The sequence below is a fragment of the Bradyrhizobium lupini genome, from assembly GCF_040939785.1.
In the GTDB taxonomy this organism is placed as follows: Bacteria; Pseudomonadota; Alphaproteobacteria; order Rhizobiales; family Xanthobacteraceae; genus Bradyrhizobium; species Bradyrhizobium canariense_D.
The window spans coordinates 7,012,703-7,028,195 of the sequence record NZ_CP162553.1 but is presented as its reverse complement, the minus strand read 5'-3'; the positions used below and the strand labels follow the sequence as shown (position 1 = coordinate 7,028,195).

Here is a 15,493-nt window from a genome sequence, read left to right as displayed (position 1 = left end):
GTTTCTTCAAATCGGGAGCGCCAGCGTGCTCTCCCGCTTAATGACTGGAAGAGTTTGCATACTTCCGAACCTCGAGCCTGGCAATGGCGCGATTGTGCACCTCGTCCGGGCCGTCGGCGAGACGGAGCGTGCGGATGTGGGCGTAATCCTTGGCGAGGCCGGCTTCGTCCGAGACGCCTGCACCGCCGAAGGCCTGGATCGCCTCGTCGATGATCTTCAGCGCCATGTTGGGGGCTGCGACCTTGATCATGGCGATCTCGGCCTGCGCGGTCTTGTTGCCGACCTTGTCCATCATGTCGGCGGCCTTGAGGCACAACAGCCGCGTCATCTCGATGTTGGTGCGGGCCTCGCCGATGCGCTGCTCCCACACCGAATGCTCGACGATCCGCTTGCCGAAGGCAGTGCGCGAGGTAAGCCGCTTCACCATTTTCTCCAGCGCCTCCTCGGCCTTGCCGATGGTGCGCATGCAGTGATGGATACGGCCGGGACCGAGGCGGCCCTGCGCGATCTCGAAGCCGCGGCCTTCGCCGAGCAGGATGTTCTCCTTCGGCACCCGCACGTTCTCGAGCAGCACCTGGGCGTGGCCGTGCGGCGCGTCGTCGAAGCCGAACACGGGCAGCATCTTCTCGACCTTGATGCCGGGAGTGTCGAGCGGAACCAGGATCTGCGACTGCTGCTGGTGCTTGGCCGCCTTGAAGTCGGTCTTGCCCATCAGGATCGCGATCTTGCAGCGGGGATCGCCGACGCCGGACGACCACCATTTGCGGCCGTTGATGACGTAGTGGTCGCCGTCGCGCACAATGCTGGTCTCGATGTTGGTGGCGTCAGACGAGGCCACGGCCGGCTCCGTCATCAGGAAGGCGGAGCGGATTTCGCCGTCCATCAGCGGACGCAGCCATTTGCGCTTCTGCTCCTTGGAGCCGTAGCGCATGAATACTTCCATGTTGCCGGTGTCGGGCGCGGAACAATTGAAGACTTCCGAAGCCCAGGAGATGTGGCCCATCTGCTCGGAGAGCAGCGCGTATTCGAGATTGGTCAGTCCCGCGCCGCGGAATTCGTCGTCCTCATGCTCGTTGGGCGGCATGAACATGTTCCAGAGGCCTTCGGCTTTCGCCTTCTTCTTGAGATCCTCGAGCACCGGGATCACCTTCCAGCGTTCGCCACTGCGATCCTGCTCATCATAGACCGGCACCGCCGGGCGCACGTGCTTGGCCATGAAGGACTGCACGCGGTCGAGCCATTCCTTCTGCTTCGGCGACAGATCGAAATCCATGGGACGCTCCTCGTCTTTGCCAACTCGTTTGGCGAACTTGTTTTGCGCCGGACTGTCCACCCGCATTGTGCGACCCGCAAGTGCGAATGCGCGGCTTGCGGATGCTCCGGAACCCATTCGCGCGTTTGCGAACGAGTCCCGATTGCGGATTGACTTTCCCGGCCTTCAAACGATAGTTTCATACAACTGTTTGAATTGCAACTCCCTCCCCGAGGGGCTCCCATGGCCAGCGATCATACCCGGACTGCCATTCTCGCCGCCGCCGAACGGCTCTATGCCGATCGCGGGTTCGGCGACGTGACGTTGCGCGACATCGTCGCTGAGGCCAATGTCAACCTCGCGGCGGTGAACTATCATTTCGGCTCAAAGGACGAGTTGATCGCGGAGCTGTTCGTGACACGCTCGATCGCCACCAATCGCGAGCGTCTGCGCGAATTGAAGGCGGCGGAAGAACAAGGCGGCGGCCGCGCGCCGATCGAGGTAATCCTGCATGCCTTGGTCGGCCCGACGCTGCGCGGCTGCCTCGGTCCCGAGAACCAGCGCTCGAGCGCGGCGCGCTTCATGATCCGCGCTTCGATCAAATCCGTGCCGCCGATCCGCCGCATCAAGAATCGCGAGATCGACCATTTGCGCAAATTCGCCGGCGCGATGCGAAGGTCCCTGCCCGACCGCAGCGACGTCGATATTTACTGGGGCCTGAACTTCGCGCTCGCCATGGCGCACCACACCATCCGCGAGAGCGAGCGGCTGACGAAACTGTCGGAAGGCAAATGCGACCTCGACGATGTCGAGGACGTGGTCGCGCGCGTCGTCAGCGTGGCGACGATGGCGCTGACGGCGGGACGGACGGAGGCGAAGGCGCCGTCAAAAGTGGCGGCGCGCTAACCTTCACATCATCGCGATGCAGTCGATCTCGACGTCGAAGGGGCCGAACCATTCCGGCGTACAGACGAAGATCCGCGCCGGCGGATCGTGCGGGAAATAGCGCGCATAGACGTTGTTGAACGCGGCGAAGTGCTTGGTCGAGGTGCAGTAGACGTTGCACTTCATGACGTTGTCGAGGCTCGCGCCCGCCGTCTCAAGGCACAGCTTCATCTGCTCCATGATCAGCTCGCTCTGCCGTTCGATCGGCACGTCCGCGATCTCGCCCGTCTCGGGGTCGAATGGCGGCAGGCCGGCGACGAAGATCATGTTGCCGGCGCGCGTGACCGGCGAGACCGGCGCCTGCCGACGATCGAGGAAAGTCGAGATCGGTTCGACGCGGAGCGCTTCGCGTTTCATTTCGAGATTCATGGGCGGCCACCTTCGGTCCAAGCGAGATGACGGCTTGCTACAGCATGTTGCAGCCGTCATGCTTCGCTTCTGATCGAAGTTTGGTCGCCGAGCCGCCTAGGCGTGCTGCGGCATCTCCTCGGCCTCTTCCTTGGCGAGCAGCAGCAGCATCTCGATGCCCATGTCGCCTTCCTGCGGCGAGCGGATGAACTTTATTTCGTCGGCGCTTTGCCGCAACGCGGCAATGATCGCGACGGCCTGGTTGGCCGTTGCCGCCTCGGTCGCCAGAATTGCCTTCTGGTTCTTGGCCTGAAACCCGATCGTGTAGGACATGCGTTCCCTCCCGGACTTAGTGGACCGATCGGATCTGAGTCGCGCGCGGAGCGGAAGCCTGTGTGAGTACGGACCGGAATTATCTGGGGATTGCCCGCAAGGTTCGCGCAAGGCCGCAGGAGCGTCATGCTGACGTCCCTTTTTATCCAGTGGCGATCAGGCCAGACCGCGCGCGCCGCTCCGCCGAAGCTAGATAATCCCCTGCTGCTTCAGCGTCTCGATCTTGCCGGCATCGTAGCCGAGCTTGCCGGCGAGCACCTCCTGGGTGTGCTCACCGAGCAGCGGCGGGGCGCGGTAATCCTTGATCGGGGTTTCCGAGAGCGTCAGCGCGTTGCGGATCAGCGAGAGATCGGGCTGGAAGGGATGATCGACCTTCACCCGCATGCCGCGCGACCGGACGTGCGGATCGGAAAACACCTGCTCGAAATTGTTGATCGGGCCGGAGGGCACGCCGGCCTCCTCCAATCTGTCCAGCCAATAGGCCACCGGCTGCTTCAGGAACAGGCCGGCGAAGATCGCCATGATCTCCTTGCCGTGCACGACGCGGTCGTTGTTCCTGACGAAACGCTTGTCGCTCGCGAGTTCGGGCGCGCCGAGCACGGCGCAGGTGCGCTGGAACTGGCCGTCATTGCCGACCACCAGCATCAGCTCGCCGTCGGTGCAGCGGAACACGCCGGCCGGCATGCCGCCATTGCCCCAGGTGCCGCGGCGCGGCGGCGTCTTGCCGTTGACGAGATAGATCTGCAGCCAGTGCGACAACGACGCGATGACGGTGTCGAACAGGCAGACGTCGATATGCTGCCCCACGCCATCATTGGCGTCGCGATGATAGAGCGCCGAGAGAATCCCGATCGAGGTGTTCATGCCGGTCATGTAGTCGACGATCGACGGGCCGACCTTCATCGGGCCCTCGCCGGGCTCGCCGTCGATATGGCCGGTGACGCTCATCAGGCCGCCCATCGCCTGCAGGATGGCGTCGTAGCCGGCGCGCGGCGCATAGGGGCCGGTCTGGCCGAAGCCGGTCACCGAGCAGTAGATAATGCCGGGATTGATCGCCTTGATGGTCTCGTAGTCGAGGCCGTAGCGCTTGAGATCGCCGACCTTGTAGTTCTCCATGAAGACGTCGACATCCTTGGCGAGCTCGCGGATAATCGCCTGCCCCTCGGGCTTGGCGATGTTGACCGTGACCGACTTCTTGTTGCGGTTGGCGCAGAGGTAGAATGAATTGTTGTTGTTGGCCTTGCCCTCGGGGTCAGTCAGGTAAGGCGGGCCGAAGGCGCGCGCGTCGTCACCGGTGCCCGGCCGCTCGATCTTGATAACCTCCGCGCCCAAATCGCCCAGCATCTGGGCCGACAGGGGCCCGGCAAGCACGCGGGTGAGGTCAAGGATCTTGATGCCTGAGAGCGGCAGGGCCGACATGTCGAATTCCTCCGGGAACTGGATCTTGGCGCGGCGGCGAGATCGCAGGCCGCGCTTCCTGCGGATACACTATTTTGGCGATCCGAGCACTGCACTGTGGGCATACGGCCATCCCCCAGCCCGCCCGGCGCAGGTCACCGCGCGGTGAATTTCCGCATGGCGAATATTCTCAGGTTGCAGCCGCTGCAGCCACCTGCGGCCGGCGGCGGCCGAGCAGGACCAGGATCAGCACCGTGGCGCAGGAGCAGACGAAGGTGAGACCGAGCGCGCCGCGGCTGCCGAACTGGGTGAGCAGGCCGACAAGGAGCGGCGGCGAGACCGCGGAGGCGAGATTGAGCGGCAGCGCGATCATCGACATCGCCTTGGCGAACTCGGTCTGATCGTAGAACACGAGCGGGATCGTTGCCCGCGCCACCGCCATCGCGCCGCTGCCGGCGCCGTAGAGCAGGATGAAGGCCGCAACCGCCCAGGTCGCGCCCTCGCTCGTCATCAGCAGCAGCATGGCGATCGGCAGCGCCGTGCCGGCGACGAGCCCGGTCGTGATTCCATCCCACCGCCCTCCGCCGAGAAAATCGAGTCCGCGGGCGCTGACCTGGATCACGCCCAGCATCGAGCCAAACGCAAGCGCCTGCGCCGGGGGAAGCCCCTCCGCCCGGAGCAACTCGATCATGATGGCGCCGATGCCAAAATTGACGAAGGCATTCAGCGTGATCGCGGCAACGACGAGGCTGAAGGTGCTCCTGGGAATCGTAGGCGGCGGCGAAGATTTCACCGGCTCGCCGCCACGATCACCGACGATTTTCCGGCGCGGTGCAAAGAATGCATAGAGCGGAAGGTTGATGACGACCATCATGGCTGCATAGACGAGGCACGTCCCGCGCCAGCCGAGCAAACCGCTGAGGAACGACGTCGTCGGCCAGAAGATGCTGCTCGACAGGCCCGTCACCAGCATCAGCGCGCCGATGGCATTCTTGGCCTGCCGCCCGGCGACCTCGTTCAGCATGATATAGGCGCCGGTCGAAAGCGTGGCGCTGCCGGCGATTCCAAGGACGATCCAGGCCGCGAAATACAGCATCGGCTCGCGCGCGAGAGACAGCATGATGAAGCCCGGCACGGTGAGGACCGTGCCTGAGATCATGACCTTTCGTGCGCCGTGCCGCGCAAACGACCTGGCGAGCCAGGGCGCGCATAGCCCCATCGACACATAGAGGACGGACGTCCCGGCGAACACCGCCGGCAGGCTCATGCCGAGATCGGCCGCGAGATCGCGTCCGACGATGGCGGGAAGACCTATCGTACCCCACCCGACAAGCTGGGAGACCGCGAGCACCAGCAGGACCCCGATGAGCCTGCTGTCAGATTTCAGAAGCCGCATTCCAACCGTCGCCTGCCCGCCAGGCGCAGATTACGCCTGTGACGGCAGTCTTACCCGCAGACTCGGCGCACGGAAACGCCGGCTGTCGAATGGCAGCAGGCGGCCGGGAGCATGTCAGGTGGCGGCAGGAGCGCCCTGCCCCGCGAGCCCGAGCAGGGATCGCGCCTCGGCCGCAGTCGCCACGCGCCGGCCGTGACGCGCGACAGCCTCACCGGCGATGGCCACGAGTTCGGCGTTGCTGGCCGCGAGGCGCGCCTTGTCGATCCTGATATTGTCCTCGAGGCCGGTGCGGACCGCATCGGCGCCCCGCGCGAGCGCCCAGCCCATGACCTCGGCCTGGTGGCGTCCGATCCCCGCTGCCGTCCATGTCGCCTTCGGGATCAGCCGCCTGAGCTCTCCCAGCAAGATGTCGAGGACATGCTCGTCCGCGGGCATGGCGTTCTTGACGCCCATGACGAACTGCACGTGCGGACGCTGGTCGATCAGCCCCGCCTCGATCAGGCGGCGGGCGCCATGCAGATGCGACAAATCGAAGATCTCGATTTCCGGCCGGATGCCATTCGCCTTCATCCCGGTGGCGAGGGTCTCGACCAGCGCGGCGCTGTTCTCGTAGACGATGGTCGGAAAGTTCACCGATCCCGTGGACAGCGAGGCCATGTCCGGCTTCAGATAGAGCGACGATCCGCGCGCCGAGGGATCGCGGCCCCGCCCTCCGGTCGAGAACTGAACGATCATGTCAGGACAGTGCTTCTTGATCCCCGCCTGCACCAGGGCGAAACGCTCGGGATCGGAGGACGGCGTCTCGTCATCGTTGCGAACATGGATATGGGCGAGCGTGGCACCGGCTTCGAAGGCCTGGTGCGTCGACTCGATCTGCTCGGACGGCAGAATCGGGACCGCGGGATTGTCCTTCTTGCGCGGAACGGAGCCGGTGATTGCGACGGCAATGACGACGGGGTTCATCTTGCAACCTCATATTGATTGCGCTCGCGCGCACCAAATTCGAATCGGCGGCCTGACTATGCAGTGAGGCCCTGCCGCCGCGAACATCATCGATCGCGGCGGCAGTTGCCTCTACCATACCCGTCAGGTCCGAACCGTGGCAGCCCCGCGCACCGCATCGCCGGCGCGCTGACGGTCATAATCTGCCCGCAGCATTGGAACGGCATTGGGATTGCCGAGATCGTCGATCCTGATCCGATAGGTTTCCCGCGCGGTCAGGGCGGCCAGCGCGGCGATGACCGTGATAGCGAAGGCAATCGCCCCCACGGTCAACGGAATGTTGGTCGAGCCGGGAGGCGCGACGGTCGCAAACAAGGCGGGCAGCAATGCGGTGATGGTGGTTCCGATGTTCTGCGATATCGCCATCGCCGAGACGCGGGTGCGGGTCGGAAACAGCTCCGGGTAAAAGCTCGGGAAGATCGCGTTGTAGCCCTGATAGACTACGCCCCACATCAAGAGCGACACCAATATTGCCAGCGGCACATTCCTGATGCTGATGGCATAGAGGTAGCCAAAGGCGAGCAAGCCAGAGAGAAGCGCGCCGACGATGATCGGGGGCTTGCGGCCGACCTTGTCGGAGAGATTGCCGACGAAGGGAATGACGAACACGGCCAGCATGTTTCCGAGCACGGGGATCCAGAGATAGACGTCCTTGGCAAAACCGATGCCGTAGGCCGGCTGCACCGCATAGGCCGCGCCGAAGATGGTCGCAACGACAGGAATGACATTCATCAGCGCCATGCAGATGACCCTGAGCATGTCGCGCCAACTCAGCTTGATCGCCTGAACGATGGGCGCGCGCGGCGTTTCTCCCCGCTCGCCCTCGCGGGCAAAAGCAGGGGTCTCGTCGACTTCGCGACGAATGATGTAGCCCGCGACGATGACGAAGAAGCTGAGCAGGAAGGGAATCCGCCAGCCCCAGCTGTTGAAGGCCTCGGTCGGCATATAGGCCGCCAACGGCAGGAAGATTGCTGCGGCGAGGATCTGTCCGGCCTGCACCCCCTGAAGGGCGAAGCTGGCATAGAAGCCCCGCCGGCCGAACGGCGCGTGCTCCAGGATCATCGAGCTTGCGCCCGAGATTTCGCCGGCCACGGCAAATCCCTGCACGAGGCGCAGAATGACGAGCAGGATTGGCGCCAGGATGCCAACCTGCTGGTAGGTCGGCAGGATACCCACGGCCATCGTCGAGATGCCCATCAAGAACATGCAGACGATGAGAACCGTCTTGCGGCCATGGGTGTCGCCCCAGTGCCCGAGGACAAACGCGCCAATCGGCCGGGCCACATACCCGACGCCATAGGTCGCCAACGAGGCGACGATCGCGACGGTGGGATTCTCCGACGGGAAGAAGATTTGCGGGAAGATCAGTGACGCGGCGGTCGCGTAGATGAAGAAGTCATAATATTCGAGAGCCGACCCGATCCAGCCGCTGGCAGCGGCTTTCCTGGACTGACTCATCTGATGGATCGCGGTCATCTCAAGATTCCTCCCTTGGGTTTTGCTGACGTCCCGTTGACGGGCTTCGCTCAAAATTGGGCAGCACTCTCCGGCCGCTCTGCGGAGTTTCGCGAGCGCTTGTCATTGCCGATGGGTGTCTGCTTGGTGGCGACGATAAGCTTTCGCCGGGCTAACACAATTACCCAGTTATTCGACAAACCTAACATGATGTTATTTTGCACGGAGAGCCCACGTTCCGGCGAACACCGCCGGCAGGCTCATGCCGAGATCAACCGCGAGATCGCGTCCGGCGATGGTGGGGTGGGAGGTGGTTGACATTGGACCATTGCATGGTCCATTTTATGAAAACTGAGGAAGGACAATGAGATGCGGGTCTCCGTTACCGACGCAAAAGGACAATTGACCGATCTTGTCCGCCGCGCAGAGGCCGGCGACGAGGTGATCCTGACGCGACATGGGCATCCCGCGGTGCGGCTCGTCCCGGTCAAGCTTTCGCCGGACCGCGCCACCCGCCGGACCGCGCTTGAGGCGGCGCGAAGGACCGGCGGGGCGAAAGCTATTCCCGGACCGAGCGCCGCGCGCAGTCAGGACTTTCTTTTCGGCGATGACGGACTGCCGGAATGATCGCAGTCGATACCTCCGCGCTGATGGCGATCGTGCTCGACGAACCGCAAGCCGATGCTTGCATCACCGCGCTGGACACCGCCGACGAAATCCTGATCTCGGCGGCCTCCGTTGCAGAAAGCCTGATCGTCGCGGCACGGCGGGGCGTCGACGAAGAGATGAACAAGCTGATTAACGATCTCGGTTTGAACGTGATCTCGGTGACCCAAGCTTCGGCCGAACGCGTGGCGCAAATCTACTCGCGTTGGGGCAAAGGCATTCGTCCTGCCGGTCTCAACTTTGGTGACTGCTTCGCCTACGATGTCGCCAAGGAGCATGGCTGCGCACTTCTTTATGTCGGCGACGACTTTGCCAAGACGGATATCGTTGCAGCGGCGTAAGTCGACGGCCGGGCGCCGACTTACCGGCCGAACAGAAAAGCCGCGGGGCAGCCGTCAGGCCGTGTGACCGGGATCGACGTGCTTCGGCGTTTTCTTGTCGCGTTGGGGTGTCATCTTGGCCGGATCCGGCGCACCCGGCACGCCGCGCGGCCCGAGCTGGTCTCGCTGAATGTCGTCTTCAGAGCGGGAGGGTTCAATGCCGTTCGGTTCACGGGGCTTGGTCATCGCAGCCTCCTGAAGTGTTCTGCTCGGAGTGTCCCATCAAATTCCCAGCGCGTTCTCGCCGGCTTCCCGGCCGGGCACGCTGACATGGACTTCGTGTCCCTCGCGAAGCGCCAGCGAGGCGGCAGCCACCGCCGATTCGAACGCCGCTTCCTTGGTGGAGTATCTGTTCTTGACGTCGCCGTCATGCAGCACGCCCCATTCGTCCTGCACCGGCACGATCGTGTATTGAGCAAGGCCCATGGTGTAACTCCTCGAGATCTATCTATCGCTGCGTGAGCTGCGGGTGCGCCGCCGTCACCCGCCACACCGTGTTGCCGCTGTCATCGGCGACCAGCAGCGCGCCGGTCTTGTCGATGGCGACGCCGACGGGCCGCCCGCGCGCCTGGTTGTCGCTGTTGAGGAAGCCGGTGACGACGTCCTGCGGCGGACCGCTCGGCCTGCCATCCGTGAACGGCACGAACACCACCTTGTAGCCGTTCAAGACCTGCCTGTTCCAACTGCCGTGCTCGCCGACGAAGGCGCCGCCGCGATAGGCCGCCGGCAAACTCGCGCTCGTGTTGAAGGCCATGCCGAGCGGCGCGACATGCGAGCTCAGCGCATAGTCAGGCACGATCGCCTTGGCGACGAGATCAGGACGCTCCGGCTTGACGCGAGGATCGACGTGCTGGCCGTAATAGCTGTAGGGCCAGCCATAGAAGCCGCCGTCCTTCACCGACGTCATGTAGTCCGGCACGAGATCGGGACCGAGTTCGTCGCGCTCGTTCACCACCGTCCACAGCGTCCCGGTCTGCGGCTCGAAGCTGAGGCCGTTGGGGTTGCGCAAGCCGCTCGCGAAGATGCGCCAGCGGCCGCTGGCACGGTCGATCTCGAGGATCGCGGCGCGATTGTGCTCGGCCTCCATGCCGTTCTCGGTGATGTTGCTGTTGGAGCCGACGCCGGCATAGAGCTTTGAACCGTCGGGGCTCGCGACCAGGCTCTTGGTCCAGTGATGATCGATTGGTCCGCCCGGCAGCGGCGTCAGCACCGTGCCCGGCGCGGTGATCTTCGTATCACCCTCCGTGTAGGGATATCTGACGATCGCATCGGTGTTGGCGACATAGAGATCGTTGCCGACCAGCGCGACGCCGAACGGCGAGTTGAGATGGTCGAGGAAGACGCTCTGCACGTCCGGCACGCCGTCGCCGTTGCTGTCGCGCAGCAGCGTGATGCGGTTGCTCGCGCCGGTGTCGCCGCCTGATGTCGCCCAGGACTCGATGTATCCCATCACGATTTCCTTGGGCCGCTTGATCGGAGCGCCCTTCGGCGCCTTGGATTCCACCACCAGCACGTCGCCGTTGGGCAGCACGTAGAGGAATCGGGGGTGCTGCAAGCCGGTCGCGAAGGCCTTGGCCTGCAAGCCCTGCGCGACGGCCGGGGTCTCGTCCTTTTTCCAGCCGACGATACGGGCGATGTGCATCGGCGGCAGCAGGTATTGCTGGATGTCGGGCAGCGTCGGGTTGGCGCCGGTTTGCGCCTTCGGATCGCCACTGCCGTCATTGCAGCCGGCGAGACACAGCAGCGAGGCACACAACAGCACCCGAACCATTGCGGAGTTCATCGCGCAACTCCTACACCGTGGCGATACACCATGGCCCAGCCGAGCCAGCCGGTGACCGGCAGGATCAATACGGTGATGGCTGAAAGAATGAGCCCGGTCGGCCACACCGAGGTCCAGGCATCGCGCGTATGGATCAACGCATTGACGATCGCCAGGACCAACGCCACCGCGTTGCCCATCAGATGCGGCCAGGCCGGCGGTTGCGCCCGCACCAGACGGTTGCCGAGAAAATCGGTCAGGCCCGCGATCGCCGCCAGTACGCCGAAGATGACGCCGACGACCAGAAGCCAGGCGGAAAAATCCGCCCACATGATCTCGGCACTGACGACATAGGCGATATCGGTCAACAGCGCTCCGATGAAACAAGCGATCGGTATCGGCACCAGCATCGGATGAATCGGATGGCCCGCGATCTGCGCGGTTGAGCGCACACGCAAATTGTCTTGCACGGTTGGCCTCTTGTCAGATCGCCACCCGCCCCGGTAGAAAACACCCGCTTTCCACGAAGGTTCCTGATGGTCGACCACGGCGCCGCTGTGCCTCAACAATGCTGCGGCGTGCGAGCACTTACCAGGAACCCCTTGCCGCTCCGAGCCTTGATCCCGGCATTGAGATGAACCTGCCCTTCAGGAGACCGCGGAGTGGACCAGCCTGGCGACGGCGCCTCCTTCAATCCAGCCTCAAAGCTCGACGGCGTCTCGCGGCGCCAGACGAAACAGATCGAATCCCAGAGCCGGCCTAGCGCAGCGCTGATCCATGAGACAATCCGCGCCGAGGGTGAGCAGGAACTGGAACGGCGATGGTGGGCCATCGTGCTGTCCGGCCTCGCCGCCGGCCTTTCGATGGGATTGTCCCTGATTGTCCAGGGCGAGTTTCACGCGCTGATTTCCGACGAGGCCACCCGACGGCTGGTGGCTCCGCTCGGCTACACGGTCGGTTTCCTGGTCGTGGTGCTGGGACGGCAGCAGCTCTTCACCGAGAACACGCTGACGCCGATGCTGCCGCTGTTGCACAACAGGGATCTCGGCACGCTTGGGAGCGTGATCAAGCTATGGGGCCTGGTCCTCGCCTCCAACATCGCAGGAACCTGGGCCGTTGGATCCGTGCTCGCGCACACCAGCATCTTCGAACCCCGCATCGTGGGCGCCTTCGTCGATCTCAGCCGCCACACCATCGAGGGTACGTTCGCGACGACCCTTGTCCGGGCGATCTTTGCCGGCTGGCTGATCGCCTTGATGGCGTGGCTACTGCCTGCCGTGAAGGGATCGCGCCCGCACCTCGTCGTCGTGATGACCTATGTGGTCGCGCTCGGCCAGTTCGCGCACATCATCGCGGGCTCGGTCGAGTGCGCCTTCCTGGTGCAGAGCGGCCTGGCGTCGCTCTCGCAATATGCCTCGGACTTCTTCGTACCGACACTCCTCGGCAATATTCTGGGCGGAACGACCCTCGTGGCCCTGCTGAACTACGGACAGGTCGCCCCCGAAATCGACGACCACAGGGAGTAAAGAGCCTGCACAAAAGCTGCCGCCTCGACAGGAACGATGGGCCCGAGCCGAGCTTGCCTCGGCAAATCAACGCGCGCCGACGAGCAGGATCAATCATGAGCACCGATACCAAGAGCCCATTCGACAAGGACCCGGCCGAAGGATCACGCGACATCATCGATCGTGAATTGCAGCGTGCCGAAGATACCGCCAACAACAAGGTCGATCATCTCCCCGGCGTGAAGGTCAGCGGGCAGCCCCAGGGCGGCGCAGTCGATCGTGCCCGGAAGCAGCGCGAGGAGAAGGACAGCAAACAGGAATAGAGCCGCTCTGCCGACCCGAAACGCACCCGGTTATCGCAAGGCCGCCCGCTCCAAGCTCCAGCCGTCACCGGGACCGACTTGACGGTCAAAGTCGGTCAATCAAGATGCATCAATTGTGAGCGGCCCGAGACATAGGTGACAAAACGTACCGGACACATGGATTACACTTTCCGCTTTTGTTCTGCGGGAGGTGTGGATGCCGTGGAAAGCGAGTTCGGTCATGGAAGAACGCCTTCGCTTTGTGGCCAGGCTTCTGGATGGGGAAGCCATGACGGATGTGTGCCGGGAGTTCGGCGTATCCCGCAAGACCGGCTATAAGATTTTCGATCGCTACAAAGAGCAGGGGCTGGCCGCCCTGAGCGATCGGTCCAGACGGCCGGTACGCTATGCCAATCAGCTCCCGGAGCAAATCGAGGGTCTGATTGTCCGCCTCAAAGCCGAGAAACCGCACTGGGGCGCGCGCAAGATCCGCGAACTGCTGGTCCGGCGGCTCGATGGCGATGTCAGGATTCCGGCCAAAAGCACCATCCATGCGGTGCTCGATCGCCATGGCCTGGTCAAGCGTGGCGGCGGGCCGCGCCACCGCGCGCGCGGCACGCCGCTGTCCACGGGTACCGGACCCAATGATTTGTGGTGCACCGACTTCAAGGGCGAGTTCAAGCTCGGCAATGGCCGCTACTGCTATCCGCTCACCGTTACCGATCATGCCTCGCGCTTCCTGTTGTTGTGCGAAGCGCTCGATTCAACGCGTGAAGACCCTGTAATTACTGCCTTCGAGCGTTTGTTCCTCGAGCGCGGCCTGCCGCTCGCCATTCGCTCCGACAACGGCGTGCCCTTCGCCAGTCCCAACGCCTTGTTCAACCTCTCCAAGCTCTCGGTGTGGTGGCTCCGACTTGGTATTGCAATCGAACGCATCAAGCCGGGCCACCCGCAACAGAACGGACGTCATGAGCGCATGCACCTCACCCTCAAAAAGGAAACCACCCGGCCGCCGGGCGGCAATAGCTTGCAGCAGCAGGAACGCTTCGATGCCTTCGTCCGCGAGTTCAACTCCGAACGCCCGCACGAGGCCCTCGACATGAAACGTCCTGCCGAGCTCTACGTCGCCTCAGCACGTTCCTATGCCGGCCTGCCGGAGCTGACCTATCCGTTCCACGATCGCGAGGTCCTTGTAACCGCGTGCGGCCGCCTTTGCCTGCACCGCAAGCGGATCAACATCTCAACCGTGCTGGCGGGCCAGAAGCTCGGCATCAAGGAGGTCGACGAGGGCATTTGGCTCGTCAGCTTCATGCACTATGATCTGGGATACTTCGACCTGGAGCAGAAAACCCTGCAACCTCTCGACAACCCGTTCGGCACGAGGCTGTCACCCATGTCTTAGGTACGTTCCGTTACCCATGTCTTCGGGCCGGACATTGTTGGGATGGAGCGGGTGAAGGGAATCGAACCCTCGTATTCAGCTTGGAAGTCTCGAAATACTGTAGTGTCTTCAAAGGCTATTCTGACATTTTCGGCGTTTTTTGACCCATTGAGATCACTACGGCGGGTCAACCCGGAGCTCCCTCGCCGACGCCGGCTAAAGGTTATGATGAGCCGATTCACTCAAGGCCCGCCAAACGGCTTCGGTCGCTCTAGCGGGACGAAAGCGCTCAAATGGGCTGGGTAGGTCGACGCGCCGCCGCCGATGGTCGTGCCCGTGCTGATGCTCAAGTAGACGTCCTTCACTCCTCTGGGCGTTTCCAGCAGGATCCAGTTCTTGCTCAAGTCCCCTATCCCGATAGTCGTAAAGCGCATTGACTTGCCGAACTGCGAACAGGAGATGGGCTTTTCGGTCGTAAACGAATTCCAGGGGCCATGCAGAGTACCCGATCTGCCGCCGGTCTTCGGAAGGGTCAAGCCGAAGCCTAGGCCGACCGCGGCATAGACGTAGGTGCACTTCAAATTGTTTTCCGTGTCCCATATGGAGAACAACGCGCTGGCAAACGCAATCCCGGCTCCGGCCCTGCCCTTCACGATGCGCTTGATGGCCGCTCTCGCTGCAAACGAGATCGAACCGTCGACCTCAAGCAGCATGGCTATCTTGAAATTTCGACTGACCTTTGGCTTCGGCGGAACGGGTCGCGGCAAGTCTGGCTTTATGATCGGTTCGAAATAGACCTTAGGCAGAACCCAAAGGACCACTGATCTATCGTTGTCTTCGTCCAGCCTGTGATTTGCCGTCTGCGTATTGCCGATGGCGTGCGTCTGCATTTGCTCCGGGCGGATGCCCATCTCTGACAGAGACCGCGCGACCGTAATGACGCGGTTGGCTGATGTCGTCATATTCCAATCAGCCGTACCGATCCGGCTCGCGGATCCCGTCATCCAGATCTGACCAGCGTCGTGCTCCACCAGGGGAACCACCTTGTTCTTGAGAAATTCGAAGTGCTCTGTCTTCAAGCCCCGAAACTGGTAGCCGGCAAAGTCATCGAAATCGAAATTCCAAAGCCGCGCGTGCAAAACCCCCACTCCCGAAAAATCCAGATCGACGTCAACCTTGCCCGGACCGGTTTTGTGGAACATTCTCTTCGACCTGCAATCGACAAATAGGAACTCGTCGGTGATCGTCCGGACGGCCGCAGGACCACCTTGTTTTAGTGCAGGCAGGAAAAGAGAAGTTCAAATCGACAGCTGCAACGAAGGTTGTGATCTTGCTCCCATTTCGATCTGGCACCGAAGGAGTATGCCC

The 15,493-nt window shown here is 62.9% G+C and carries 18 protein-coding genes; 6 read left to right on the top strand and 12 right to left on the bottom strand.

What is annotated here, in order from left to right; genetic code table 11:
* Positions 1–37: 37 nt before the first annotated feature.
* Positions 38–1,273 carry an acyl-CoA dehydrogenase family protein gene (locus AB3L03_RS33660; RefSeq protein WP_007611657.1) on the bottom strand — a complete coding sequence of 412 codons (1,236 nt, stop codon included), beginning with the start codon at positions 1,271–1,273 and terminating at the stop codon, positions 38–40.
* 222 nt (positions 1,274–1,495) lie between these two features.
* Between AB3L03_RS33660 and AB3L03_RS33655 the strand changes: the two genes are divergently transcribed.
* A complete protein-coding gene (locus AB3L03_RS33655) occupies positions 1,496–2,158 on the top strand; it encodes a TetR/AcrR family transcriptional regulator (RefSeq protein ID WP_368507867.1) in 663 nt (220 codons plus the stop codon).
* 3 nt (positions 2,159–2,161) lie between these two features.
* Here AB3L03_RS33655 and AB3L03_RS33650 read toward each other — a convergent pair whose 3' ends face one another.
* The 6 genes from AB3L03_RS33650 to AB3L03_RS33625 all read right to left on the bottom strand — a co-directional run bounded on the left by AB3L03_RS33650 (position 2,162) and on the right by AB3L03_RS33625 (position 8,150).
* Entirely contained in the window at positions 2,162–2,554 is a 393-nt protein-coding gene (locus tag AB3L03_RS33650) for a RidA family protein (RefSeq protein WP_162847229.1), read from the bottom strand.
* Between the two features lie 108 nt (positions 2,555–2,662).
* The gene (locus AB3L03_RS33645) at positions 2,663–2,878 is read right to left on the bottom strand and encodes a hypothetical protein (protein ID WP_018457601.1); all 216 of its coding nucleotides are present in this window, start codon (positions 2,876–2,878) and stop codon (positions 2,663–2,665) included.
* A gap of 189 nt (positions 2,879–3,067) precedes the next feature.
* Positions 3,068–4,297: a CaiB/BaiF CoA-transferase family protein gene (locus AB3L03_RS33640; protein WP_085384219.1), complete on the bottom strand. Its 1,230-nt coding sequence runs from the start codon at positions 4,295–4,297 to the stop codon at positions 3,068–3,070.
* 169 nt (positions 4,298–4,466) lie between these two features.
* Positions 4,467–5,672 (bottom strand): MFS transporter, encoded by a 1,206-nt coding sequence (locus AB3L03_RS33635; protein ID WP_368507866.1) that lies wholly within the window; start codon positions 5,670–5,672, stop codon positions 4,467–4,469.
* A gap of 114 nt (positions 5,673–5,786) precedes the next feature.
* The gene (locus AB3L03_RS33630; protein WP_085351263.1) at positions 5,787–6,635 is read right to left on the bottom strand and encodes a 3-keto-5-aminohexanoate cleavage protein; all 849 of its coding nucleotides are present in this window, start codon (positions 6,633–6,635) and stop codon (positions 5,787–5,789) included.
* Positions 6,636–6,758: 123 nt separating this feature from the next.
* Positions 6,759–8,150 (bottom strand): MFS transporter, encoded by a 1,392-nt coding sequence (locus AB3L03_RS33625; protein WP_368507865.1) that lies wholly within the window; start codon positions 8,148–8,150, stop codon positions 6,759–6,761.
* A gap of 348 nt (positions 8,151–8,498) precedes the next feature.
* Here AB3L03_RS33625 and AB3L03_RS33620 point away from each other — a divergent pair, with 348 nt between their 5' ends.
* Positions 8,499–8,756 (top strand): type II toxin-antitoxin system Phd/YefM family antitoxin, encoded by a 258-nt coding sequence (locus AB3L03_RS33620; protein WP_018457607.1) that lies wholly within the window; start codon positions 8,499–8,501, stop codon positions 8,754–8,756.
* Positions 8,753–9,136: a type II toxin-antitoxin system VapC family toxin gene (locus tag AB3L03_RS33615; protein WP_085351261.1), complete on the top strand. Its 384-nt coding sequence runs from the start codon at positions 8,753–8,755 to the stop codon at positions 9,134–9,136. The genes AB3L03_RS33620 and AB3L03_RS33615 overlap by 4 nt, the downstream gene beginning before the upstream one ends.
* Before the next feature lie 54 nt (positions 9,137–9,190).
* On the opposite strand, the gene AB3L03_RS33610 is transcribed toward AB3L03_RS33615, so the two are convergent.
* The 4 genes from AB3L03_RS33610 to AB3L03_RS33595 are packed head-to-tail and all read right to left on the bottom strand — an operon-like array spanning position 9,191 to position 11,407.
* Positions 9,191–9,361 carry a hypothetical protein gene (locus AB3L03_RS33610; protein ID WP_166520788.1) on the bottom strand — a complete coding sequence of 57 codons (171 nt, stop codon included), beginning with the start codon at positions 9,359–9,361 and terminating at the stop codon, positions 9,191–9,193.
* Positions 9,362–9,397: 36 nt separating this feature from the next.
* Positions 9,398–9,601 carry a hypothetical protein gene (locus tag AB3L03_RS33605; RefSeq protein WP_007611681.1) on the bottom strand — a complete coding sequence of 68 codons (204 nt, stop codon included), beginning with the start codon at positions 9,599–9,601 and terminating at the stop codon, positions 9,398–9,400.
* 22 nt (positions 9,602–9,623) lie between these two features.
* The gene (locus AB3L03_RS33600) at positions 9,624–10,958 is read right to left on the bottom strand and encodes a sorbosone dehydrogenase family protein (RefSeq protein WP_085383675.1); all 1,335 of its coding nucleotides are present in this window, start codon (positions 10,956–10,958) and stop codon (positions 9,624–9,626) included.
* The gene (locus AB3L03_RS33595; RefSeq protein ID WP_368509107.1) at positions 10,955–11,407 is read right to left on the bottom strand and encodes a DUF2231 domain-containing protein; all 453 of its coding nucleotides are present in this window, start codon (positions 11,405–11,407) and stop codon (positions 10,955–10,957) included. Before AB3L03_RS33595 ends, AB3L03_RS33600 begins: the two co-directional genes overlap by 4 nt.
* 192 nt (positions 11,408–11,599) lie before the next feature.
* On the opposite strand from AB3L03_RS33595, the gene AB3L03_RS33590 reads away from it, so the two are divergent.
* The 3 genes from AB3L03_RS33590 to AB3L03_RS33580 all read left to right on the top strand — a co-directional run bounded on the left by AB3L03_RS33590 (position 11,600) and on the right by AB3L03_RS33580 (position 14,146).
* A complete protein-coding gene (locus AB3L03_RS33590) occupies positions 11,600–12,463 on the top strand; it encodes a formate/nitrite transporter family protein (RefSeq protein ID WP_018457612.1) in 864 nt (287 codons plus the stop codon).
* Between the two features lie 95 nt (positions 12,464–12,558).
* Positions 12,559–12,765, top strand: coding sequence for a hypothetical protein (locus AB3L03_RS33585; protein WP_018457613.1), 207 nt, complete (start codon positions 12,559–12,561; stop codon positions 12,763–12,765).
* A gap of 196 nt (positions 12,766–12,961) precedes the next feature.
* A complete protein-coding gene (locus tag AB3L03_RS33580; protein ID WP_368506878.1) occupies positions 12,962–14,146 on the top strand; it encodes a helix-turn-helix domain-containing protein in 1,185 nt (394 codons plus the stop codon).
* 221 nt (positions 14,147–14,367) lie between these two features.
* On the opposite strand, the gene AB3L03_RS33575 is transcribed toward AB3L03_RS33580, so the two are convergent.
* Positions 14,368–15,327 carry an OmpA family protein gene (locus AB3L03_RS33575; protein ID WP_018457614.1) on the bottom strand — a complete coding sequence of 320 codons (960 nt, stop codon included), beginning with the start codon at positions 15,325–15,327 and terminating at the stop codon, positions 14,368–14,370.
* Between the last annotated feature and the right edge of the window lie 166 nt (positions 15,328–15,493).